The 23004-nt window shown below is 73.6% G+C and carries 21 protein-coding genes and 1 pseudogene; 9 read left to right on the top strand and 13 right to left on the bottom strand.

The genetic code is table 11. From position 1 onward, the window contains the following. The first annotated feature begins 129 nt into the window (after positions 1-129). Positions 130-315, top strand: coding sequence for a DUF1272 domain-containing protein (locus IE275_RS17175; RefSeq protein WP_189712186.1), 186 nt, complete (start codon positions 130-132; stop codon positions 313-315). A gap of 34 nt (positions 316-349) precedes the next feature. On the opposite strand, the gene IE275_RS17170 is transcribed toward IE275_RS17175, so the two are convergent. Together IE275_RS17170 and IE275_RS17165 are read right to left on the bottom strand one after the other, a co-directional pair. After that, positions 350-1234: an NAD(P)-dependent oxidoreductase gene (locus tag IE275_RS17170; protein ID WP_189712185.1), complete on the bottom strand. Its 885-nt coding sequence runs from the start codon at positions 1232-1234 to the stop codon at positions 350-352. Positions 1235-1243: 9 nt separating this feature from the next. After that, a complete protein-coding gene (locus IE275_RS17165) occupies positions 1244-1759 on the bottom strand; it encodes an SRPBCC family protein (RefSeq protein ID WP_189712184.1) in 516 nt (171 codons plus the stop codon). A 143-nt stretch (positions 1760-1902) separates the two neighbouring features. Here IE275_RS17165 and IE275_RS17160 point away from each other — a divergent pair, with 143 nt between their 5' ends. Continuing rightward, positions 1903-2859: a LysR family transcriptional regulator gene (locus IE275_RS17160; protein WP_189712183.1), complete on the top strand. Its 957-nt coding sequence runs from the start codon at positions 1903-1905 to the stop codon at positions 2857-2859. 208 nt (positions 2860-3067) lie between these two features. On the opposite strand, the gene IE275_RS17155 is transcribed toward IE275_RS17160, so the two are convergent. Together IE275_RS17155 and IE275_RS17150 are read right to left on the bottom strand one after the other, a co-directional pair. After that, entirely contained in the window at positions 3068-4312 is a 1245-nt protein-coding gene (locus tag IE275_RS17155; protein ID WP_189712182.1) for an ROK family protein, read from the bottom strand. Positions 4313-4339: 27 nt separating this feature from the next. After that, the gene (locus IE275_RS17150; RefSeq protein WP_189712181.1) at positions 4340-5032 is read right to left on the bottom strand and encodes an alpha-ketoglutarate-dependent dioxygenase AlkB family protein; all 693 of its coding nucleotides are present in this window, start codon (positions 5030-5032) and stop codon (positions 4340-4342) included. Positions 5033-5099: 67 nt separating this feature from the next. On the opposite strand from IE275_RS17150, the gene IE275_RS17145 reads away from it, so the two are divergent. Next, a complete protein-coding gene (locus IE275_RS17145) occupies positions 5100-6239 on the top strand; it encodes a methyltransferase (protein ID WP_189712321.1) in 1140 nt (379 codons plus the stop codon). Here the strand turns inward: IE275_RS17145 and IE275_RS17140 are convergent. From IE275_RS17140 to htpG, 4 genes and pseudogenes are all read right to left on the bottom strand, one after another. Continuing rightward, on the bottom strand, positions 6226-7062 hold the full coding sequence (locus IE275_RS17140) for a class II fructose-bisphosphate aldolase (protein WP_189712180.1): 837 nt from the start codon (positions 7060-7062) through the stop codon (positions 6226-6228). The two genes, IE275_RS17145 and IE275_RS17140, sit on opposite strands and share 14 nt — an antisense overlap. A 20-nt stretch (positions 7063-7082) precedes the next feature. After that, complete coding sequence (locus tag IE275_RS17135; RefSeq protein ID WP_189712179.1) at positions 7083-7958, bottom strand: SIS domain-containing protein; 876 nt, start codon at positions 7956-7958, stop codon at positions 7083-7085. A gap of 464 nt (positions 7959-8422) precedes the next feature. Beyond that, positions 8423-9361: pseudogene (locus tag IE275_RS47230) on the bottom strand (MSCRAMM family protein); the annotation flags it as partial. A 474-nt stretch (positions 9362-9835) separates the two neighbouring features. Beyond that, positions 9836-11734, bottom strand: coding sequence for a molecular chaperone HtpG (htpG, locus tag IE275_RS17125; RefSeq protein ID WP_189712177.1), 1899 nt, complete (start codon positions 11732-11734; stop codon positions 9836-9838). Positions 11735-12005: 271 nt separating this feature from the next. Here htpG and IE275_RS17120 point away from each other — a divergent pair, with 271 nt between their 5' ends. Then, on the top strand, positions 12006-13184 hold the full coding sequence (locus IE275_RS17120) for an MFS transporter (protein WP_189712176.1): 1179 nt from the start codon (positions 12006-12008) through the stop codon (positions 13182-13184). A gap of 50 nt (positions 13185-13234) precedes the next feature. After that, complete coding sequence (locus IE275_RS17115; protein ID WP_189712175.1) at positions 13235-14065, top strand: maleylpyruvate isomerase family mycothiol-dependent enzyme; 831 nt, start codon at positions 13235-13237, stop codon at positions 14063-14065. Here IE275_RS17115 and IE275_RS17110 read toward each other — a convergent pair. After that, positions 14058-14501 carry a MarR family winged helix-turn-helix transcriptional regulator gene (locus IE275_RS17110; RefSeq protein WP_189712174.1) on the bottom strand — a complete coding sequence of 148 codons (444 nt, stop codon included), beginning with the start codon at positions 14499-14501 and terminating at the stop codon, positions 14058-14060. The two genes, IE275_RS17115 and IE275_RS17110, sit on opposite strands and share 8 nt — an antisense overlap. Before the next feature lie 85 nt (positions 14502-14586). Between IE275_RS17110 and IE275_RS17105 the strand changes: the two genes are divergently transcribed. Both IE275_RS17105 and IE275_RS17100 read left to right on the top strand, forming a co-directional pair. Next, positions 14587-16083: an MFS transporter gene (locus tag IE275_RS17105; protein ID WP_189712173.1), complete on the top strand. Its 1497-nt coding sequence runs from the start codon at positions 14587-14589 to the stop codon at positions 16081-16083. Between the two features lie 79 nt (positions 16084-16162). After that, the gene (locus IE275_RS17100) at positions 16163-16447 is read left to right on the top strand and encodes a DUF6332 family protein (protein WP_189712172.1); all 285 of its coding nucleotides are present in this window, start codon (positions 16163-16165) and stop codon (positions 16445-16447) included. Here the strand turns inward: IE275_RS17100 and IE275_RS17095 are convergent. The 3 genes from IE275_RS17095 to IE275_RS17085 all read right to left on the bottom strand — a co-directional run bounded on the left by IE275_RS17095 (position 16408) and on the right by IE275_RS17085 (position 19515). Further along, on the bottom strand, positions 16408-17073 hold the full coding sequence (locus IE275_RS17095) for a response regulator transcription factor (protein WP_189712171.1): 666 nt from the start codon (positions 17071-17073) through the stop codon (positions 16408-16410). The genes IE275_RS17100 and IE275_RS17095 overlap by 40 nt on opposite strands. After that, on the bottom strand, positions 17070-18299 hold the full coding sequence (locus IE275_RS17090; protein ID WP_189712170.1) for a sensor histidine kinase: 1230 nt from the start codon (positions 18297-18299) through the stop codon (positions 17070-17072). Before IE275_RS17090 ends, IE275_RS17095 begins: the two co-directional genes overlap by 4 nt. 514 nt (positions 18300-18813) lie before the next feature. After that, positions 18814-19515 (bottom strand): TetR/AcrR family transcriptional regulator, encoded by a 702-nt coding sequence (locus IE275_RS17085; protein WP_189712169.1) that lies wholly within the window; start codon positions 19513-19515, stop codon positions 18814-18816. 152 nt (positions 19516-19667) lie between these two features. Here IE275_RS17085 and IE275_RS17080 point away from each other — a divergent pair, with 152 nt between their 5' ends. Further along, positions 19668-20123 (top strand): nitroreductase family deazaflavin-dependent oxidoreductase, encoded by a 456-nt coding sequence (locus tag IE275_RS17080; RefSeq protein WP_189712168.1) that lies wholly within the window; start codon positions 19668-19670, stop codon positions 20121-20123. Between the two features lie 12 nt (positions 20124-20135). Here IE275_RS17080 and IE275_RS17075 read toward each other — a convergent pair whose 3' ends face one another. Then, positions 20136-21374: a geranylgeranyl reductase family protein gene (locus tag IE275_RS17075; RefSeq protein WP_189712167.1), complete on the bottom strand. Its 1239-nt coding sequence runs from the start codon at positions 21372-21374 to the stop codon at positions 20136-20138. Between the two features lie 193 nt (positions 21375-21567). On the opposite strand from IE275_RS17075, the gene IE275_RS17070 reads away from it, so the two are divergent. Then, positions 21568-22923, top strand: a complete 1356-nt coding sequence (locus IE275_RS17070) for a dipeptidase (protein ID WP_189712166.1) — start codon at positions 21568-21570, stop codon at positions 22921-22923. Positions 22924-23004 lie beyond the last annotated feature (81 nt).

Genomic DNA, 23004 nt, shown 5'->3' with positions numbered 1-23004 from the left:
CGCCCCGGCCCCCCGGCCGGGGGTGGCCCGATCGTGTCGGGTTCTGTCCCGGCGCGGCACTGCCGTGCGAGCGGGGCGCGCCGAGGATGGGACGCGTCAGGTCACCCCACGCACGAGGAGCTGGACGCGATGGCCCTGGAGATGCGCGACCGCTGCGAGCGCTGCACGACCGCCGCGCTGCCGCCCGGGGCACCGGCCCTAATCTGCTCCTACGAGTGCACGTTCTGCGTGCCGTGCGGCGCGCAGATGCGGGGCGTCTGCCCCAACTGCGGGGGCGAGCTGGTCGCCAGGCCGCGCCGCGCCGTCCCGGACTGACGGCGCGGCCACCCGGCCGACCGGCCGGTGCGCGTCAGGCCTTCTCGTCGAAGCTGGCGAAGTAGGCGGCGGCCATGTCCTCGTCGCCGTGGCCCTGCGCGGCGGCGCGCTCCATACGGTCGGCGGTCGCGGCCGCCACATCGAGGCGGACGCCGTTCGCCCGGCCGGCCTCGACGATGAGCCGGGCGTCCTTGGCCGCCGTCGTCACGGCGAACTGAGCGGGCGACAACCGCTCGTCGAGCACCAGGCCCGTCTTGGCGCGCAGATAGCCCATGTCGAGCGGGCCGCCGGCGATCAGCCCGAAGAACGCCTCCGGGTCGACGCCCAGGGCCTGCGACAGGGCGAGCACCTCACCGGCCGCGGCGGTGGCCGCGAGGACCCAGCTGTTGGCCACCAGCTTCAGCCGGGTCGCGCTGCCCGCGCCGCCGTCCTCGCCGGTCCACACCGTGCGGGCGCCCACCGCGTCGAAGACGGGCGCCACCGCGTCCCGGTGCGCGGCCGGGCCGGCCGCCAGGACCGTCAGCTGACCGGCCTCGGCGGGCTGGCGGGTGCCCAGCACGGGCGCGTCGAAGAACACCAGGCCGTGCTCGCCCGCGAAGGCGGCCAGGCCGGTGATCGCCTCGATCCCGGCGGTCGTGGACTGCGCCCAGACGGCACCCCGGCGCAGGGCGGGTGCGGCCTCGCGCATGACCTCCAGTGCGGCGGGGCCGTCGTGGAGCATGGTCAGGACCACGTCCGCGTCCCGCACGGCCTCGGCGGGCGTGCCGACGACCTCGATGCCGTCGGCCGTCAGCGGCTCGGCCTTGGCGCGGGTGCGGTTCCAGGCGCGGACGGTGTGTCCGGCGCGGGCGAGGCTGCGGGCCATCGCCGCGCCCATGATGCCGGTTCCCAGGACACTCACAGTGGTCTTGTCGGTCATGATGTCAACCTACTGCGCCGCGGCGCGCACGAGGCCGTCCAGCCAGGCCTGGTGGCCGTTGAGCATGGGGTTCGGACGCTCGGCGGCCAGTGCGGCGGCAGGCTGCCCGATCTGTGTCTCCTGGGTCAGGATGCGGACCCGGCCGCCGGGCAGGTCCTCGACCAGCCAGGCGTGCAGCACGTCGAGGCGCTCCTCGGGGGTGCCGTCCTGCCGCGCGGTCCAGGACAGCCGGCCGGGGACGCCCTCGGCGGGGGCCTGGAAGCGGACGACGCGCGCGTCCAGGGGCGGGAAGCCGAACGTGCCGAAGCTGAACACCAGGCCGTCCTTCAGCTCGGGTCCGCCGCCCTGCGGGAAGGAGATGTCGGCGACGTTGTCGTAGTAGCCCTCCCACTCGGAGGTGTCGGTCAGGTGGTGCCAGACGGCGGCCGCGGTCGGGCCCTGGACGATCACCTCGTTGGAGACGAAGTTGTCGCCGGTGCCGGGCAGGTACTTCTCGGGCCATTCGATCGCGTTCTGCGTGGTCATCGGGGTGCCTTTCGGAGGGAGCGGTCCGTGCGGCGGGGCCGTGGACGTCTTCGACCGTACGCGCGGCTTTCATCGGGAAACCAATAGTTGGGGCAATGCCTGCCATCGGGACTCCGATGGGGCGGGCGTCTACGCTGGTGGGCATGAAGAACCGGACCCCGGAGCTCGCCGCACTTCTGGCCGACCCCGGCCGGCAGCTCCCGGCCCGCGCCGACCTCAACCTGCTGCGCACCTTCCTGGCCGTGTACCGCTCGGGCTCCTTCACGGCGGCCGCCCCGCAGCTGGGGCTGTCGCAGCCCACGGTGACGGCACAGATCCGCACCCTGGAGCAGCAGACCGGGCGCGAGCTGTTCACCCGGCTGCCCCGGGGCGTGGAGCCCACCCCGCCCGCGCACGAGCTCGCGGGCCAGGTCGCCGGGCCCCTCGACGCGCTGGCCGCGCTGGAGGGCGGCGGTCCGCTGTCCGGGCAGACCGCGCCGGTGCATCTGGCGGGGCCGTCGGAGCTGCTGTGCGTGCGGGTGCTGCCCGCGCTGGCCCCGCTGGTCGCCGAGGGGCTGGAGCTGCGGGTCACCCAGGGGCTGACCGAGCCGCTCCTGGAGGAGCTGCGGGGCGGGCGGCACGACCTGGTGATCGCCACCCGGCGGCCGCGCGGCCGTGCCCTGGAGTCGGCGCCGCTGGCCGACGAGGAGTACGTCCTGGTCGCCTCCCCCGCCTGGGCACGACGGGTGGCCGCGCATCCGGAGGCCGGTGACCTGTGCGCCGCGCTGCGGGACGTCCCGCTGGTCACCTACGCCGAGGACCTGCCGATCGCCCGCCGCTACTGGCGCAACGTCTTCGGCAAACAGCTCACCGCGCGGGCCGCGGTCACCGTGCCGAACCTCTACGCGGTGCTGTCCGCCGTCAACGCGGGCGCCGGCTACAGCGTCCTGCCGCACTCGCTGTGCCAGGAGTACCTGGACACGGGCCGGCTCGCCCGGCTGCACGCGCCCGAGGAGCCGCCGCTCAACACCCTGTTCCTCGTCCAGCGCCCGGGCGCCGACGCCAATCCCGATGTGCTGAGGGTCCGCGAGCGGCTGTCGGCGGCGGCACGCGGCTGGTAGTCGGAGGGGGCAAGGGTCCGGGGAGAGGTTCTGTCGCGGGGGTGGACCATGCGGATCCGGTACGCGGCGGTGGTCGGTGCCGGTACGGCCGTGCCGACGGCCTCGCCGACCGGCCGCACGGTGCCGATCGCGGTCAGCGCGGGCGTCACGGTCAGCGCGGGCGGACAGCCGGTCGGTGGGCCGGGCCGGGTTCCCCCCCCCAGTGCCCTCAGACCTGACCGAGCGCCGCCAGCGGATCGTCCAGCACCGGCTGCCAGGCCACCTCGGCCGCGCCGACCAGGCTGTTGTGGTCGAGGGAGCAGGCCAGGATCGGAACCCCACCGCTGCGGCCCCACAGGCTGCGGTCGGCGACGACGGCGCGCAGCCGGTCGGGGTCGGCGTCCAGGAGGGTGCGGTGCAGACCGCCGAGGATGATCCGGTCGGGGTTGAGGATGTTCACCAGGCCGGCCAGACCCAGTCCGAGCCGGTCGATCAGGGCCTCGGCGGCCGTGCGGACGACGGGGTCGGCGTACTCCTCGCGGATCAGTTCGTTGGCCTGCTGAAGCAGGGAGCCCTCGGGGCCGGGGTCGCGTCCGGCCGTGGTGAGGAGGGCGAGCGGGTCGGCCTCGACGTCGAGGCAGCCGCGGCTGCCGCAGTGGCAGGGGCGGCCCTCGGGGTTGACGGTGAGATGGCCGACTTCGAGGGCGAGGCCCGAACTGCCGGTGTGCAGCCGGCCGTCGAGGACGAGCGCGCCGCCGACGCCCCGGTGGCCGGTGGCCACGCACAGCAGATCGCGGGCGCCGCGTCCGGCGCCGTGCCGGTGTTCGGCGAGGGCGGCGAGGTTGACGTCGTTGCCCGCGAAGGCGGGCCCGGTGATCCCGGCGTCCCGGACGCAGCCGGCGAAGGTTTCCCGCACCCGCGCGCCCACCGGCCAGGCCAGGTGGAGCGGGTTCAGTGCCAGACCCTCGGGTTCGGCCACGGCGGACGGCACGGCGAGTCCGGCGCCCACGCACCGGCGCCCGGTCCGCCGCAACAGCTCCGCGCCGGCGTCGACGGCCGCGCCGAGCACCTTCGCCGGGTCTTCGTCCACGGTCTCGCAGCTCGGGGTGGTGGCGACGATCCGCCCGCCGAGCCCGACCAGCGCGGCCCGGAACCCGTCGGCGTGCACCTGGGCGGCCAGCGCGACCGGCCCGTCCTCGGCGACGTCCAGCCGGTGCGAGGGGCGGCCCTGGGAGCCGGCGGCGGCGCCGGGCCGGGCGTCGACCCGGATCAGGCCCAGTGCCTCCAGCTCGGCGGCGACCGCGCCGGCCGTCGCCCGGGTGACACCGAGTTCGGCGGTGAGCACCGCCCGGGTGGGCGCCCGCCCGGTGTGCACCAGCTCCAGCGCGGGCCCGAGCGCACCACGCCCCCGGTCCAGCCGCGCTCTCGAGGTGATCCCTTCCCCCGCCGGCCGGGGGTCCGCCTTGCCGCTCATGAGGGGGAGTCTCCCATGATCCGTTCCTCAGCCGGCGTCGGGGAAGCCACTGACCCGCAAGGTGACGTTCAGCCGTCCCGTGAGGCCCAGCGCGGCGGGGGCCGTTCCGGGCAGCACCCTGGGCACTCCGTGGTAGGCCCGGCGGGACGGCCCGCCGAAGACGAACAGGTCGCCGCTGCGCAGTTCCACATCGGTCCAGGGCCGGGTGCGGGTCTCGGTGTTGCCGAAGCGGAAGACGCAGGTGTCGCCGAGGCTGAGGGAGACCACCGGCGCGTCGGAGCGCTCGTCGGCGTCGCGGTGCATACCCATCCGCGCGTCCCCGTCATAGAAATTGATCAACGCGATGTCGTACGCCTGCGTCTCCTGCATCTCCATCTGCGCCTGCGCTTCCGCCTGCGCTTCCGGGCCGAGCGCGTCGGCGACCGCCCGCCGCCCCAGTTCGCCCAGCGACTTCGGGAAGGGCTTCACCGGCGCGCCGTCCCCGTCCGCGACCGTGCGGGCGTAGGCGTACGGGTACCAGTGCCAGCCCAGGCAGACCTGGCGGGCGGTCATCGTGCCGCCGCCGGGGGTGCGGACCGTGCGCAGTCCGGCCGGCGGGAGCGCCCACTGCCGGCAGGAGCGGAGCAGCTCGCGCTGGTCCGCCGGGTCCAGCCAGTCGGGCAGGTGCACCGCGCCCGGCGCGACCTGGAGGCGTTCCCTGGGAAACAGTTCGCCGTCCATGGGACCATCCTGCCCCACCGGGTCTGAGCTGCGGCTCGGCTAGCCTTGACCCACGATGAACGACCGTATGACGACGCCGTGGGGCGAGGTCTCGCTGGCCCGCCACCCCGAGGATCCACGTGACCGGCTGCGCGCCTGGGACGCCTCCGACTCCTACCTGCTCAGACACCTGGCGGCGCAGGACGTCCCGCTGACCGGCACGGTCGTGGTGCTCGGCGACCGCTGGGGGGCGCTGGTCACGGCGCTCGCGGCGTACCGCCCGACGCAGATCACCGACTCCTGGCTGGGGCAGGAGGCGACCCGGGCCAACCTCGCGCGGGCCGGCGTCGAGCCCGGCTCGGTCCGGCTGCTCACCACCCAGGACCCGGTGCCCGAGCGGATCGACGTGCTCCTGGTGCGGGTGCCGAAGAGCCTCGCCCTGCTGGAGGACCAGCTGCTGCGGCTGGCGCCGGCCGTGCACCCGGGCACGGTCGTGGTCGGCACCGGGATGGTGAAGGAGATCCACACCTCGACGCTGCGGCTGTTCGAGCGGATCATCGGCCCGACCCGGACCTCGCTCGCCGAGCAGAAGGCCCGGCTGATCCACTGCACCCCGGACCCGTCGCGGCCGCGCCACGCCAGCCCGTGGCCGTACGCCTACGACCTGCCCGGCGACCTCGGCCGCGCCCTCTCGGGACGTCCGGTCGTCAACCACGCGGGGGTGTTCTGCGCCGACCGTCTCGACATCGGCACCCGGTTCTTCCTCCAGCACCTGCCGACGACCAGCGGCACCCGCCGGGTCGTCGACCTGGGCTGCGGCAACGGGATCGTCGGTACGGCGGTGGCGCTGGCCAACCCGGCGGCCGAGGTGCTGTTCACGGACGAGTCGTTCCAGGCGGTGGCCTCGGCGGAGGCGACGTACAAGGCCAACGGGGTGCCGGGGCACGCCGAGTTCCGGGTCGGTGACGGGCTGGACGGGGTACCGGACGACAGTGTGGACGTCGTGCTGAACAACCCGCCGTTCCACTCGCACCAGGCGACGACGGACGCGACGGCGTGGCGGATGTTCAGCGGGGCGCGGCGGGTGCTGCGGCCGGGCGGCGAGCTGTGGGTGGTGGGCAACCGTCACCTCGGCTACCACGTGAAGCTGAAGCGGCTGTTCGGGAACGGCGAACTGGTCTCCGGGGACCGGAAGTTCGTGGTCCTGCGGGCTGTCAGGAAGGACTGAGCAGCCGGGTGATCCGCTCCACGGTCCGCGCCATCGCCTCCCGGGCCGCGCTCAGATAGGTGCGGGAGTCGACCGCTTCCGGGTGGTTGGTGAGGTGTTCCCGGATCGCGCCGGTCATGGCCTGGTTCAGGGCGGTACCGACGTTGACCTTGGTGATGCCGCCCGTGACGGCGGCGGTCAGCTCGTCGTCCGGGACTCCGGAGGAGCCGTGCAGGACGAGCGGCACGTCGAGGGCCGCGGCGAGACGTCCGAGCAGCGCGTGGTCGAGGGTCGCGGTGCGGGTGGTCATCGCGTGGACGCTGCCGATGGCCACGGCCAGCGCGTCCACACCCGAGTCCGCGACGAACGCGCAGGCCTCGGCGGGGTCGGTGCGGGCGCCGGGCGCATGGGCGCCCTTGCCCCCGATCTCCCCCAACTCCGCCTCGGTCCACAGTCCTTGGGCGTGAGCCCGGTCGACGGCGGCCCGGATCGCCGCGAGATTTCCGTCGTACGGCAGCCGGGAGGCGTCGTACATCACAGAGCTGAATCCGGCGTCCACGGCCTGGTCGAGCAGGGCCGCGCTGTGGATGTGGTCGAGGTGCAACGCGACGGGCACGGCGGCGTGTTCGGCGGCGACGGCGGCGGCGCGGGCCAGCGGCAGCAGCCGGCCGCCGCGGAACGCGACGGCGTTCTCGCTGACTTGGAGGACGACGGGCGCGCGGGCGGCCTCGGCACCGGCGACGACCGCCTCGATGTGTTCCAGGGTGATGATGTTGAAGGCGGCGACGGCGGTGCGGGCCGCGCGGGCCCGGGCGACCAGTTCGCCGGTGGTGGTGAGGGGCACGGCAGCTCCTGGTGGACCGGTCAGAGGATCACCGAGCGGGTGAGGTGGCGGGGCCGGTCCGGGTCGAGGCCGCGGGCGGCGGCGAGGGCCACGGCCAGCCGCTGGGCGCGGACCAGTTCGGCGAGCGGGTCCAGCGTGCCGGGGATCCACCACGCGCCGGTGGCCCGCACCTGCGCGGCCAGGCCGTCGGGAGCCTCGCCGAACATCCAGGTGGCCGTGCCGGCGGTGCTGATGCTGAGGGGGCCGTGCCGGTACTCCATCGCGGGGTACGCCTCGGTCCAGGCCAGGGCGGCCTCGCGCATCTTCAGCGCGGCCTCGTTGGCCAGACCGGTGCTCCAGCCGTGTCCCAGGAAGGTGAACTGCCCGCAGTCCACGAGCCCTTCGGGCAGCGGCTCGGTGAGCGCGGTGCGGGCGTCGGTGACGACGGCGTCCGTGTGCAGGCCGACGTGGGCGCGGAACAGGGTGAGCGCCGTGGTCGCGAACCTCGTCTGCACGACGGAGCGTTCGTCGGCGTAGGCGAGGACCACGACCTGGTCGGCGGCCCGCACGACCGGGGTGTGCGGGTCGGCGGTGATCGCGGTCGTACGGGTGCGTCCGCGCAGCCGGGAGAGCAGGTCGAGCACCTCGGTGGTGGTGCCCGAGCGGGTGAGGGCGACGACCCGGTCGTAGGCGCGTCCATGGGGGAAGGCGGAGGCGGCGAAGGCGTCGGTCTCGCCGTGGCCCGCGTCCTCGCGCAGGGCGGCGGCGGCCTGGGCCATGAAGAGGGAGGTGCCGCAGCCGACGACCGCGACCCGCTCGCCCGGCGACGGCAACTCCCCCTTGTACCGGTCGGCTTCGGCCGCGGCCCGGGTCCAGCACTCGGGCTGGCCGGCCAGCTCGTCCTCGACGTACGTCATGCCTCACCCCTCACAGCGATGACTGTTACTGCAAGATTGAGGCATTCTTCGAGCAACTTCAAGCATGCGAACAGTCATGGCGGCACCCGGGTCCGAGGAGGCCGCGGGCCGGGCGCCAGGCCGTGTCCGCAAAGTCCCGTCCGGCTCGCGGCGTCCGGTGCGTGTGATCCCGACAACGCGGCGAGCGTGCGGGCCTAAGGACCTGTCCGGCCGATCATGCCGCAGACGCGGGGTCTGGCACGCACTCCCCCAGAGGGGGGACCCCCAGCGGCGTTGTCGTCGGTTGCCGACGCCCCCCAGCCTCCGGCCGGGGGTGCCCCCACCGCGTCGACGCCCTCCTCCGCCTTGCAGCTGCACGCTCCCCCACTCTCGGCTTCGCTCGAGCGGGAGGGGCCCCCACGACCCCGCTCGGCCGTGCTGCAAGGTGCCGTCGCTTTCCTGCGACTTGATCGACCGGACAGGTCCTAGTCGCCGGTGTGGGCGAGTTCGATGTCGTGGGCGTCCCGGTCGGCGCCGCCGAGGGTGATCCCGGTCGCGCGGGGCGGGTAGCCGGTGGCGATGACCGTGTACTCACCGTCGTCCAGGTCGGAGAAGGCGTACGCCCCGTCGCTCCCGGTCGTGGCGGTGGCGAGGACGTTGCCGGCGGCGTCCGTCAGCGTGACCCGCGCGTCGGCCAGCGGGGCGCCCGCGCCGCGCACCGTGCCCCGCACCTGCGCGCCGGGGCGCAGGGCGACGTCGACCCGGGTGATCCCGGTGGCGCCGATCTCGACGGGAAGGGCCAGCGGCCGGTGCCGGGGCGAGCCGACCGCCAGGGTCACCGCCCCGGGCACCAGTTCGGCGAGGGAGAACTCGCCCGAGCCGTCCGTCCGCGCGGTGGCCAGCACATCGCCGCGGACGTCGGTGACGACGATCACCGCCCCGGCGACCGGCGCCCCGCCGTCCGCGGACCGCACCGCGCCGGCCAGCCCGCTGGTGCCGCTGAGCAGTACGTCGTACGTCACCGGCGCGGCCCCGACGACCACGGTGGCGGCCTGCGGCTGATGACCGTCGGCGGCGGTGATGAGGACGTAGGTGCCCTCCCCCGGCGCCTCGACGGAGTAGAGGCCGTCGGCCCCGGCGAGCGCGCGGCCCACCTGGCGGCCGCCCGGCGAGATCAGCGTGACGGAGGCCCCGCACACGGGTACGTCCTCCGCGCCCCGGACCTGTCCACGCACGGCGTGACCGCCTGCCCGTCCGCCGTCGGCCAACCCCGGTACGACCGCGACCAGTTCGGCCACGGCGCGGGCGAGCGGGACGGCCACGGCGGCTCCGACGGCCCGCCCCTCCTGGGCGACTGCCGCATCCACGGGCCGCCGCTCCGGGACGACTGCCGCATCCACAGCCCGCCACTCCGGGGCTGCCCGCCCGTCCTTCGAGGCCGGCGCGGCGGCCGGACCGCCCGCCGGCAGCTGCCGTCGCGGCCGCCCCTTCCCCTGCCGCCGTCCCGGAACGAACGCGGCGACGGCAAAGGCCAGCACGGCGACGAGGAAACCGGTCCGCGGCGCCGCGGGCTCCCCCGGCGTCTCGGAATCGCCGGCCGGTATGGACTCCGCCGGCGTCTCGGGATCGCCGCCCGGCACGGACTCCCCCGTGACCACGGAATCGTCGCCCGGTATGGACTCCCCCGTCACCACGAGATCGCCGCCCGACAGGGGCTCCCCCGCCTCGGCGGGCCGCGAAGGGGCATGGGGCATGGTGGGGCCTCCGTGGGGGGACGCGAGCCGGCACGACTGCGCAGCATCGTAGGCCTAGTTGATTGAGTCAACCAATTAGGAGGCGGGGTGTGCGGCCGGTGAAGAATCCGGGCAGGAGGAGGCCTCCTGCCCGGCCCCGAGGCGTTACAGCGAGCGCTCCAGATGGTCCGCCACCAGCTTCACGAACCGTCCCGGCTCCTTCGGCCGGCCGCCCTCGGCGAGCACCGCGAGACCGTGCAACAGCTCGGCGGTCTCCGCGAGTTCGGTGCGGTCCTCACGCTCCTTGTACGCCTGGTTCAGGCCCTTCACCAGCAGGTGACCGGGGTTGAGTTCGAGGATCCGCTGGGCCGTGGGCACCTCCTGCCCCATCGCGCGGTACATGTTCTCCAGCGCCGGGGTGAGGTCGTGGGCGTCGGAGACGATGCAGGCCGGGGAGACGGTGAGGCGGGACGAGAGGCGGACCTCCTTGACGTCCTCGCCGAGCGTCTCCTTCATCCAGCCGAGCAGCCCGGCGTACTCCTCGCTCCGCTTCTCCCGCTCGCCGTCGCCCTGCTCGCCGTCCTGCGTGCCGAGGTCGACCTCGCCCTTGGCGACGGAGCGCAGCCGGCGGCCGTCGAACTCGCCCACGACGTCGACCCAGACCTCGTCGACGGGGTCGGTGAGCAGCAGGACCTCGATGCCCTTGGCCCGGAACGCCTCCATGTGCGGGGAGTTCTCGATGCTCTCGCGGGTCTCGCCGGTCAGGTAGTAGATGTCCTCCTGGCCGTCCTTCATCCGCTCCGCGTACGCCGCCAGCGTGGTGGGTTCGTCGTCGGCGTGCGTGCTCGCGAACGACGCGACGGCGAGGAGGGTCTCGCGGTTGTCGGAGTCGGAGAGCAGCCCCTCCTTCAGGACCGAGCCGAACTCCCGCCAGAACGTGGCGTAGCGGTCCGGGGCCGCGGTCATCGTGTCCTTGACCGTGGAGAGGATCTTCTTCGTCAGCCGGCGCTGCATCATCCGGATGTGGCGGTCCTGCTGGAGGATCTCGCGGGAGACGTTCAGCGAGAGGTCCGCCGCGTCGACCACACCCTTGACGAAGCGCAGGTAGGGCGGCAGCAGCGCCTCGCAGTCGTCCATGATGAAGACGCGCTTCACATACAGCTGCACACCGCGCTTGTAGCCCTGCGTGTAGAGGTCGTGCGGGGCGTGCGAGGGGACGAACAGCAGGGCCTGGTACTCGAAGGTGCCCTCCGCCTGGAGCCGGATCGTCTCCAGCGGCTCGCGCCAGTCGTGGCTGATGTGCTTGTACAGCTCGTGGTACTCGTCGTCGGACACCTCCTCGCGCGAGCGCGCCCACAGGGCCTTCATCGAGTTCAGCGTCTCGGGCTCGGGAGCGGCGTCCCCGTCGGTCTTCCCGGGGACGGTCCGGATCGGCCAGGTGATGAAGTCCGAGTACCGCTTGACGATGTCCTTGATCGTCCAGGCGGAGGTGTAGTCGTGCAGCTGGTCGTCGGAGTCCGCCGGCTTGAGGTGCAGGGTGACCGACGTGCCCTGCGGCGCGTCCTCCACCGTCTCCAGCGTGTAGGTGCCCTCGCCGCGCGAGGACCAGCGGGTGCCCTGGCTCTCGCCGGCGCGCCGGGTCACCAGGGTCATCTCGTCGGCGACCATGAAGCCGGAGTAGAAGCCGACGCCGAACTGCCCGATGAGCCCCTCGGCCCCGCCCGCGTCCTGCGCCTCGCGCAGCTCCTTCACGAACTGCGCCGTGCCCGAGTTGGCGATGGTGCCGATCAGCCGGCCCACCTCGTCGTACGACATCCCGATGCCGTTGTCCCGCACGGTGAGCGTGCGGGCCTCGCCGTCGGTCTCGATGTCGATGTGCAGGTCGGAGACGTCGGCGCCGAGCGTGTCGTCCTTCAGCGCGGCCAGGCGCAGCTTGTCCAGCGCGTCGGAGGCGTTGGAGACGAGTTCGCGCAGGAAGACGTCCTTGTTCGAGTAGACCGAATGGATCATCAACTGGAGCAGCTGACGGGCCTCTACCTGGAACTCAAACGTTTCAGTCGGCATGGTTCGCGTGTACCTCACGGTTTCCGGGGACTCCAGGACAGATGAACCCACTCTAAAACACCAAGTCAGGCGGCAATCAAGCTCGTTCGAGGTCACCTGTGCGGATCGAACGGCCCTTCGACCGGTTTCGCGCGGGGTCCCGCCGGTCCACCCCGACGGCCGAACGGCGCGGGGGCCCACCCGCCCCCGCCCACGCTCCCTTGCCCCGGCCCGCGGCCGCACCTAGCCTGACTTTGTGCCGCAAATAAACAAAACCCGATCGCACAACGTCGTGCCGGGCCCCGACCTCACCCGTCTCCGGATCGTCCTGACCGCCTTCTTCGCCCTCGACGGCTTCGTCTTCGCCGGCTGGGTCGTCCGCATCCCCGCCATCAAGGAGCAGACCGGCGCCTCGGCCGGCGCCCTCGGACTGGCCCTTCTCGGTGTGTCCGCGGGAGCGGTCGTCACCATGACGCTGACCGGCCGGCTGTGCCGGCGCTACGGCAGCCATCCGGTCACGGTCGTCTGCGCGGTGCTGCTCTCCCTCAGCGTCACCCTGCCCCCGCTGACCCACTCCGTCCCGGCGCTCGGCGCGGCCCTGTTCGTGTTCGGCAGCGCCTACGGCGGGATCAACGTCGCGTTCAACAGCGCCGCCGTCGATCTGGTCGGCGCGCTGCGCAGGCCGATCATGCCCACCTTCCACGCGGCCTTCAGCCTGGGCGGCATGATCGGCGCCGGGCTGGGCGGGCTGGTCGCGGGCTCCCTCTCCCCCACCCGCCATCTGCTCGGCCTCGGGATCATCGGCCTGCTCGTCACGGCCCTCGCCGGACCCCCGCTGCTGCGGCAGGCCCCGCCCCGGCCGCCGGACGAGCGCACGGGGGCCCGGCCCGGCAAGGCGGTACCGGGTACGGGCTCCGACCGCCTCGATCCCCGCACCCGGCGGCTCGTCGTCGTGTTCGGGCTCATCGCCCTCTGCACGGCCTACGGCGAGGGCGCCCTCGCCGACTGGGGCGCGCTCCATCTCCAGCAGGATCTGGGCAGCTCGGCCGGTGCCGCGGCCCTCGGCTACTCCTGCTTCGCGCTCGCCATGACCCTCGGCCGGCTGACCGGCACCACGCTGCTCGAACGGTTCGGCCGCACCCGTACGGTGGTGATCGGCGGTTCCGTCGCGGCGGCCGGGATGCTGCTCGGCTCCCTGGCCCCGGCGCTCTGGGCGGCTCTGCTGGGGTACCTGATCACGGGGCTCGGGCTGGCCAACCTCTTTCCGGTGGCCGTCGAGCGCGCGGGCACGCTGGCCGGGCCCAGCGGGGTGGCCGTCGCCTCCACCCTCGGCTACGGCGGCATGCTCCTGGGCCCGCCCGCCATCGGTTTCCTCGCCGAGTGGCTCTCCCTCTCCGTCGCCCTCACCAGCGTGGCCGCCCTGGCGGGCCTGGCCGCGCTGATCGGCCTGGGCACGCGACGGGCGGGCTGAGGCGGGCGTTCACGACGGCGGCCCGCTCCCCGTCCGGCAGACTCACCCCCATGGAGACCTCCGAGTTCATCCGCATCCTCGACCGGGAAGGGCGGGCGCTGGCCGACGCGGCGGCCGGGGCCGGGTCCGACGCCAAGGTGCCGACCTGTCCGGAGTGGCAGGTCAGGGACCTGCTGCGGCACACGGGCATGGTGCACCGCTGGGCCGCGTCGTTCGTGGCCGAGGGCCGCACCACCTACCACCAGGAGGAAGGCCGGCCGGACCTGGACGGCGCCGAGCTGCTGGAGTGGTTCCGCGAGGGGCATCGCCGACTCGTCGACACACTGGCGTCGGCCCCGCCCGACGTGGACTGCTGGCACTTCCTGCCCGCGTCCTCGCCGCTCGCGTTCTGGGCGAGGCGGCAGGCGCACGAGACGGCCGTGCACCGGGCGGACGCCGAGTCGGCGCTCGGCCGCACGCCGGAGGCGATCGCCGCCGGGATCGGCGCCGGCTTCGCGGCCGACGGGATCGACGAACTGCTCGGCGGATTCCACGCACGCACCAGGAGCCGGGTGCGCACCGAACGACCCAAGGTCCTGCGGATCCGGACGATGGACACGACGGACACGGCCGGTACGGCGGATACGGCGGATACGGCGGATACGGCCGGTACGGCGGGCACGACCGGCGCGGACGACGCCACCGGCGGCGCCGTATGGACCGTACGGCTGTCGCCCGAGCCGCCCGCGACGGAGCGAGGCGCCGACGGGGAGGCCGATTGCGAGATCTCCGGGCCGGCGGGCCTGCTCTACCTGGCGTTGTGGAACCGGTCGCCGTTCCCCGAGGTGACGGGGGACGCGTCGCTCGCGGCCCTGTGGCGGGAGCGGTCCGCCGTCATCTGACGTCGGTCTCCGGGCGGGCGAGCATCCGCGTCAACACCGCGCGCTGCACGGGCAGGACGTCGCCGTGCAGCGCGCGCCCCTTTCCGGTGAGCGCCACCCGGACGCCCCTGCGGTCCTCGGGACACATGCCGCGCTCCACGAGTTCGTCCTTCTCCAGCCGGGCGATCAGCCGGGACAACGCGCTCTGGCTGAGGTGGACGCGCTCGGCGATCTCCTGGACGCGGTAGCTGCACACGGCGCCCGGCGCGGCGGTCACGGCAGTCGCGGCGAGCACGTCGAGCACCTCGAAGTCGCTTGCGCACAGGCCGTGCCGCTGGAGCGCGCGGTCGAGTTCGCAGTGGGTGCGCGCGTGCAGCGCCAGCATGTCCCGCCACTGCTCCACGAGTGCCTGATCGGCCTCATCGGGCTGCCCGGCCCCTGCCTTCTTCGCCGCCATGGCCGCACCGTAGCAGAGAATCGAAATTATTGCAGCGGAATTAAATGCGTTTGCATTCGATGCATACGCATGTACTGTCTGCGGCATGACCTCTCCGCTCACCACCCCCGCCGCCCCCTCCTCGGCGGTGCGCTGGACCTCCCGGCTGTGGGGCACCCTGCTGGTGCTGTGCGCCGCGATGTTCCTGGACGCGCTGGACGTGTCGATGGTCGGCGTCGCCCTGCCGTCCATCGGCTCCGACCTCGGCCTGTCCACCTCGACGCTGCAATGGATCGTCAGCGGCTACATCCTGGGCTACGGCGGCCTGCTGCTCCTCGGCGGCCGCGCCGCCGACCTGCTGGGCCGCCGCCAGGTCTTCCTCGTCGCCCTCGGTGTCTTCGCGCTGGCCTCGCTGCTCGGCGGGCTCGTCGACTCCGGTCCCCTGCTGATCGCCAGCCGCTTCATCAAGGGCCTGAGCGCGGCCTTCACCGCCCCGGCCGGCCTGTCGATCATCACCACGACGTTCCCCGAGGGTCCGCTGCGCAACCGCGCCCTGTCCATCTACACCACCTGCGCCGCCACCGGCTTCTCCATGGGCCTGGTCCTGTCCGGTCTGCTCACCGAGGCCAGCTGGCGCCTGACCATGCTGCTTCCCGCGCCGATCGCCCTCATCGCGCTGGTGGCGGGCCTGAAGCTGCTCCCGCGCAGCGACCGCGAACGGAACCACAACGGCTACGACGTCCCCGGCGCCGTCCTCGGCACCGCGTCGATGCTGCTGCTGGTCTTCACCGTCGTACAGGCGCCGGAAGCCGGCTGGACCTCCGCCCGTACGCTGCTGTCGTTCCTGGCCGTGGCCGTCCTGCTGACCGTCTTCGTCCTGGTCGAACGGCGCTCCGCCGGACCGCTGATCCGGCTCGGCGTACTGCGCTCCGGGAGCCAGGTCCGCGCCCAGCTCGGCGCGATGGCCTTCTTCGGCAGCTATGTCGGCTTCCAGTTCCTCGCCACGCTCTACATGCAGTCGCTGCTGGGCTGGTCGGCGCTGCACACGGCGCTCGCGTTCCTGCCGGCGGGCGCGCTGGTGGCGATCTCCTCGACCAAGGTGGGCTCGGTCGTGGACCGGTTCGGCACGCCACGGCTGATCGCGGCGGGCTTCGCCCTGATGGTCGCCGGGTACGCGCTGTTCCTGCGCGTGGATCTCGACCCGGTGTACGCGGCGGTGATCCTGCCCAGCATGCTGCTGATCGGCGCGGCGTGCGCGCTGGTCTTCCCCTCGCTCAACATCCAGGCCACCAACGGCGTGCCGGACCACGAGCAGGGCATGGTCTCGGGGCTGCTCAACACCTCCGTGCAGGTGGGCGGGGCGATCTTCCTCGCCGTGGTGACGGCGGTGGTGACCGCGGGCGCCCCGGCCGACCCCACTCCGCAGGCCGTCCTGGACAGCTACCGCCCGGGCCTGGCGGTGGTGACGGCCGTCGCCGCCGTCGGCTTCCTCGTGACGCTCACCGGACTGCGCACCCGGCGCGGACAGGGCTCGGTCGTGGTGGCCAAGTCCGTGGAAGCGGAGACAAAGGCGCCTTCGCAGTCGGTGGCGGTTCGCGACTAGGGAGCGTCTCGACGTCTTCCTGAAGTGCGCCCGGCGGGGTCTGTTGCCCCGCCGGGCGCCCGGCTGTGAGACTCGGTGCATGAGCGGGTACGGGGGGCGGCGCACACAGGCCGAACGGGACGCGGTCACCGTGGAGATCGGATACGCGCTGGCCAGCGCGGCGTTCGTGGCGGCGGTGACCTTCGGGGCGCTCGCCGGTCCGGCCCTGCTCCTCCCGCTCCCCCACCTGGCGGAGAGGTTCCTGGCACGGGCGGCGCCGGTGCTCGCGCCCGTGGTGTTCGTGGTCCGGGTGGTGTCCGTGCTCGTCGCCTTCCGGCAGCGGCCTCAGCCCAGCCAGCCCGGGCGCACCAGCCCCGACTCGTAGGCCAGGACGACCAGTTGGGCCCGGTCGCGGACGCCCAGCTTCACCATGGCGCGGCTGACGTGGGTCTTGGCGGTGAGCGGGCTGACGACCAGCCGGCGGGCGATCTCCTCGTTGGACAGGCCGATGCCGACCAGGGCCATCACCTCCCGCTCCCGCTCGGTCAGCCGGCCCAGCTCGTCCGCCGCGGCGGGCTCCTTGGAGCGGGCGGCGAACTCGGCGATGAGCCGGCGCGTCACCCCCGGTGAGAGCAGCGCGTCCCCGGCCACCACCGCCCGTACGGCGCGCAGGAGTTCGTCGGGTTCGGTGTCCTTCACCAGGAAGCCCGAGGCGCCGGACCGGATCGCCTCGAAGACGTACTCGTCGAGTTCGAAGGTGGTGAGCATGACCACCTTGACCTCGGCGAGCGCCTCGTCACCGGTGATCCGGCGGGTGGCGGCCAGTCCGTCGAGCAGGGGCATGCGGATGTCCATCAGGACGACGTCCGGCCGCAGCGCGCGCACCCGGCGCACCGCCTCCTCGCCGTCGGCGGCCTCCCCGGCCACCTCGATGTCGGACTGCGCGTCGAGCAACGCCCGGAACCCGGCCCGGACCAACGACTGGTCGTCGGCGAGCAGTACGCGGATCACTGGTCCTCCCCCTCGGCCGGCAGTTCGGCGAGCACCCGGAACCCGCCGTCGGGGCGCGGCCCCGCCTCGATCGTGCCACCGAGCGCCGCGGCCCGCTCCCGCATTCCGGCGAGTCCGTTGCCGCTGCCGCCCGCGTCCGCGCCGGTGGCCGGGCCGTCGTCGTCGATGCGCAGCCGCACCGTCCCGCCCGCCCGTTCCAGCCGCACGCGCGCGTGACGCGAACCGGAGTGCCGTACGACGTTGGTGAGGGCCTCCTGGACGATCCGGAAGGCGGCGAGGTCGGTGCCGGGCGGCAGCCGGGGCGGTTCCCCCAGGACGTCGACGGTGAGGCCGGCGCGGGCCGCCTGCTCCACCAGTTCGGGCAGCCGGTCCAGGCCGGGCGCCGGAGCGCGCGGCGCGGCCCCGGGCGCGCGGAGGGTGTCGAGCACCTGGCGCACATCGCCGAGCGCTTCCTTGCTGGCGGACTTGATGGTGGTGAGGGCGGTACGGGCCTGGTTCGGGTCCGAGTCGAGGAGGGCGAGGCCGACGCCGGCCTGCACGTTGATGACGGAGAGGCTGTGCGCGAGGACGTCGTGCAGCTCGCGGGCGATCCGCAGCCGTTCCTCGTCGGCGCGCCGCCGGGCCGCCCGCGCGCGTTCGGCCCGCTCCCCGGCCCACTGCTCGCGCCGGGTCCGGGCCAGTTCCGCGACCGCCACGATCGCCACCAGCCAGCCGGTGACGACGATCTCCTGCCCGAAGGAGGCCGGTGTGTCCCCGGACGGCGGCAGCCATCGGTACAGCCAGTGCGCGACCAGCAGATGGACGGCGCACAGGATGCCCAGGGCCGTCCAGGCGGCCCGGCGGTGCCCGGCGACCACGGCGCCGAAGCAGGCCACGGCCACGGTGAAGAAGACCGGGCCGTACGGGTATCCGGCGCCCAGGTAGAGGGCGACCGCGACCGAGGTGCCGAAGACGACGGCCACCGGGTACCGGTGACGCCACAGCAGGAGGCCGCAGGCGACGAGGAGCAGGGCGCGCGCGAAGGGGTCGAGCGGGGCCCGCTCGGCCTCCTGGGCGTGGGCCGCGAAGGTGGAGCCGGCGAGGACGAAGGCGGTGAGCAGCAGGGTGGACCGCCAGGGCCATCGGGCCGCCCGCGGTTCGTCGTCCGCCCAGCGGCGCAGCCACGGCGGCCCGTGCCGCCACCACCGCCCCGGGCCGCCGCCCCCGCTCACCTGGAGTTCGTCCATGCCCGCCACGCTAGACGCCGCCGGCCCCGGCGGACGTCCGCCGGACGAGGTGACCGTCCCTACTCCCCCTGACGTACGTCCGCCGGGCGAGGACCGTCCGCCGGATCACGGGCACCGACCTGCGCCGCCAGTCGCTCCGGTCCGGGGGCGCGGTGGTTCGACGCGTCCGGGAGCGGGGCGGACCACTCCCGGAGCCGTACGCCCCCGCGACGCACACGCACGCCCGCTCGGCCGGGCGGGCGGGCGGGAGGGAGGGAGGGAGGGAGGGAGGCCGACACCGCGGCCGGCACACGTCACGCGACCCGACACCGCACGCCGGCGCACACCACGCAACCCGACACCGCACCTCGACGCATCTCCGGCAGCCCCGGCCCCGGAAAGCCACCGCACGCACACCCGGCCCCGCCTCCGACGCCGCAGGCCGGCACACGTCACGCAACCCCACACCGCACGCCGGCGCACGTCACGCAACCCGACACCGCGCGTCAGCGCACCGCAGCCCCGCCCCCGCAGGTCAGCCCCCCTCGCGCAGCCCGACCCCGTGCGCCAGTCCGGTCACGGCGTGCCGGAAGAACGGCTCGCGGTCCTCCACCACGCGGTGGAACTGCCCGAACACCTCGAAACCGACCAGTCCGTAGAGCTGGGCCCAGGCCGCGACCAGGGCCGCGACCGTTTCCGGGGGCAGGTCCGGGGCCAGGTCGGCGGCCATCCGCTCGGCCTCCGGGCGCAGCTCGGCCGGCAGCGGCAGCGGGGCGAGTCCGGGACCCTGGCCGGCGTCCCGCACGATGCCGATGAGGAGGAGGCCGACCCGGGCGGCGGCGGGGACGGTCGACTGGGGGGCGCTGTAACCCGGCACGGGGGAGCCGTAGATCAGCGCGTACTCGTGCGGACGGTCCAGTGCCCAGCCGCGTACCGCTTCACAGACCGCGACCCAGCGCCGGACCGGGCCGGCGCCGGCGTCGGCGACGACGGTGTGCGCGGCCTCCGCGCGCTCGCCGAGGGAGTCGTAGGCGTCGATGATGAGCGCGGTCAGCAGGTCGTCGCGGCTCGGGAAGTAGCGGTACAGGGCGGAGGAGACCATGCCCAGCTCGCGGGCCACGGCGCGCAGCGAGAGCTTGGCGGCGCCCTCGGCGGCGAGCCGGCGGCCCGCCTCCTCCTTGATGGCGGCGGTGACTTCGATCCTGGCGCGGGCCCGGGCGCCCTGTGGGGTGCTCATACGGCCAGTGTCCCATGAAAGCAGAGCAGTGCCCACATTCGAGAGCGGTGAACAAAAAAGAGAGCACCGCTCTTGCCATGCCACACCGAACTCCTGCACACTCGAATCGAGCGAGAGCAGTGCTCACACTTTCCGCCGAGGAGGCAGCAGCCATGTCCACCCACGTCCAGAAGCCCGGTTGGTTCACCGTCAACGTCCTCAACCGCTCCGTGGCCTGGCTGACCCGCCGCGGTCTGAGCGTCTGGGGATCCCGGGTCCTGGCGGTCCGCGGCCGCAAGAGCGGCGAGTGGCGGACCACGCCCGTGAACCTGCTGACCGTCGACGGACAGCAGTACCTGATCGCACCGCGCGGCCATGTCCAGTGGACGCACAACATGCGCGCGGCGGGCGGCGGCGAACTGCGCCTCGGCAGGAGCGTGGAGGAGTTCACCGCGGCGGAGGTCGCCGACGACGACAAGGCCCCGCTGTTGCGGGCCTACCTCAAGCGCTGGAAGGCCGAGGTGGGTGTCTTCTTCAACGGGATCGGGCCGGACTCGCCCGAAGCCGAGCTGCGCCGGATCGCCCCCGACCATCCGGTGTTCCGGATCACCGTCACGAACCGACGGTGATCCGGCACGGCCTCAGGAATCGCTCTCCTCGGCCGGCGGCGTCTCCCGCCGGTCCATGGCGGCCAGTCCGCGCTGGGCCATCGGGTGGGAGCGGATCAGCTCGCCCAGGGTGGTACGCCCGCGGGTGATGTCCGCGAACGCCCGCCAGGCCGGGCGGAAACCGGTGAGAGCCGCGTGGAACAGCCCCGGCCGGCGCTCGAAGAGCGTGAGCATCCGCTTGCCCACGGACATCTCCACGCCGAGGCCCGCCTTGACGGCGAACGCGTAGTTCAGGGCCTGGCGGCGGGTGTCCACCGCGTCGTGCGCCTCGGAGATCCGGACCGCCCACTCGCCCGCCAGCCGGCCCGAACGCAGGGCGAAGGAGATGCCCTCGCGGGTCCACGGCTCCAGCAGACCCGCCGCGTCCCCGCAGACCAGCACCCGGCCGCGCGACAACGGGGAGTCGTCGGCACGGCAACGGGTCAGATGACCGGAGGAGATGCTCGGCTCGAAGCCGGCGAGGCCGAGGCGGCCGATGAAGTCCTCCAGATACCGCTTGGTGGCGGCGCCCTCGCCGCGCGCGGAGATCACACCGACGGTCAGCGTGTCGCCCTTGGGGAACACCCAGCCGTAACTGCCGGGCATCGGCCCCCAGTCGATGAGAACGCGCCCCTTCCAGTCCTCGGCGACCGTGTCGGGCACCGGGATCTCCGCCTCCAGGCCCAGATCCACCTGGTCGAGCTTCACACCGACATGCGCTCCTATGCGGCTCGCGCTGCCGTCCGCGCCGACCACCGACCGCGCCAGCACGGTCTCGCCGCCCTGGAGGACGACCGCGACCGTACGCCGGTCCGGCACCGCCGAGCCGTGCTGCTCGACCCGGCTGACCGTGACGCCGGTCCGCAGCTCGGCGCCCGCCTTCTGGGCGTGCTCGACGAGCTGCTGGTCGAACTCGGGCCGGTTGATCAGCCCGAAGAGCATCTGCCGGGACCGTCGCGTCCGGGTGAAGCGCCCGTTGTTCGAGAAGGTCACCGCGTGCACCCGGTCGCGGAAGGGCAGGTCGAAGCCGGGTGGCAGGGCGTCGCGTGAGGGGCCGATGATGCCGCCGCCGCACGTCTTGTAGCGGGGCAGCTCCGCCTTCTCCAGCAACAGGACACGCCGCCCCGTGACAGCCGCCGCATAGGCGGCCGAAGCCCCCGCGGGTCCCGCGCCCACCACGACGACGTCCCACACCTGCCGCACGTCGTCCGCCGAAGAGTTCTCGCTGCTCACGATGGTCTACTGCTCCCGATCAAGCCGCTTGCCGCACCTGTCCCCCGCATCCTACGGCGGAGATCGCCACGGTCCGCTGTGGGAGGATCGACGGCGTACGCGAACCCCACCCCGGCAGGCGCGTACGCTCGCACGGTCACCCGTGCGGACCACTGTTCATCCGTACAACGTCGCACCCACAAGGAGCGTGCCCATGTCGTCGAATCCGGTCGCCGAGACCGTCGCCTCGCTGATGCCCAGGGCGCGGGCGGAGCTCACCGAACTGGTGGCCTTCAAGTCGGTGGCGGACTTCGACCAGTTCCCCAGGAGCGAGAGCGAGGCCGCGGCCCGCTGGATCATGGACGCGCTCGGCGCCGAGGGCTTCCAGGACGTCGCCGTCCTCGACACGCCGGACGGCACCCAGTCGGTCTACGGCTACCTCCCCGGGCCCGCCGGCGCGAAAACGGTTCTCCTCTACGCCCACTACGACGTGCAGCCGCCGCTCGACGAAGCCGCCTGGACCACCCCGCCGTTCGAACTGACCGAGCGTGACGGCCGCTGGTACGGGCGCGGCAGCGCCGACTGCAAGGGCGGCGTCGTCATGCACCTCCTCGCGCTGCGCGCCCTCAAGGCGAACGGCGGCGTCCCGGTCCACGTCAAGGTGATCGTGGAGGGCTCCGAGGAGCAGGGCACCGGCGGTCTGGAGCGGTACGCCGAGGAGCACCCGGAGCTGCTCACCGCCGACACCATCGTGATCGGCGACGCGGGCAACTTCCGGGTCGGCCTGCCCACCGTCACCTCCACCCTGCGCGGCATGACCATGCTGCGGGTGAGCGTCGACACCCTCGAGGGCAACCTGCACTCCGGCCAGTTCGGCGGCGCCGCGCCCGACGCGCTCGGCGCGCTGATCCGTGTCCTGGACTCGCTGCGCGCCGAGGACGGCTCGACCACCGTGGACGGGCTGACCGACGACTCCCGCTGGGAGGGCCTCCAGTACGACGAGGAGCAGTTCCGCCGGGACGCCAAGGTGCTGGACGGCGTGGAGCTGATCGGCTCCGGCACGGTCGCCGACCGCATCTGGGCCCGCCCGGCCGTCACCGTGCTCGGCATCGACTGCCCGCCCGTCGTCGGCGCCACCCCGTCGGTGCAGGCGGCCGCCCGTGCGCTGATCAGCCTGCGGGTGCCGCCGGGCATGGACGCCGCCGAGGCGACGAAGCTGCTCCAGGCCCACCTGGAGGCGCACACCCCGTGGGGCGCCCGGGTGAGCACCGAACAGATCGGCCAGGGCCAGCCGTTCAGCGCCGACACCACCAGCCCGGCGTACGCGGCGATGGCCGAGGCGATGGCGGTGGCCTACCCGGGCCAGGAGATGAGTTACGCCGGCCAGGGCGGCTCCATCCCGCTGTGCAACACCCTCGCGGCCCTGTACCCGGACGCGGAGATCCTGTTGATCGGGCTGAGCGAGCCGGAGGCGCAGATCCACGCGGTCGACGAGAGCGTGTCCCCGCAGGAGCTGGAGCGGCTGTCGGTGGCCGAGGCGCTCTTCCTGCGCACCTACGCGGCGGGCTGATCCCGCGCGGGGAACGGCGGACAACTGCCGTTCCCCGCGGTGCCGATCGGGCTCGTGTCCGCGAACCTCCCACCTGCACCG

The sequence above is a fragment of the Streptomyces phaeofaciens genome, assembly GCF_014648915.1.
Taxonomy (GTDB): Bacteria; Actinomycetota; Actinomycetes; order Streptomycetales; family Streptomycetaceae; genus Streptomyces; species Streptomyces phaeofaciens.
Note: the sequence above shows the minus strand (reverse complement) of the source record. Positions and strands in the feature narration are given on the sequence as shown.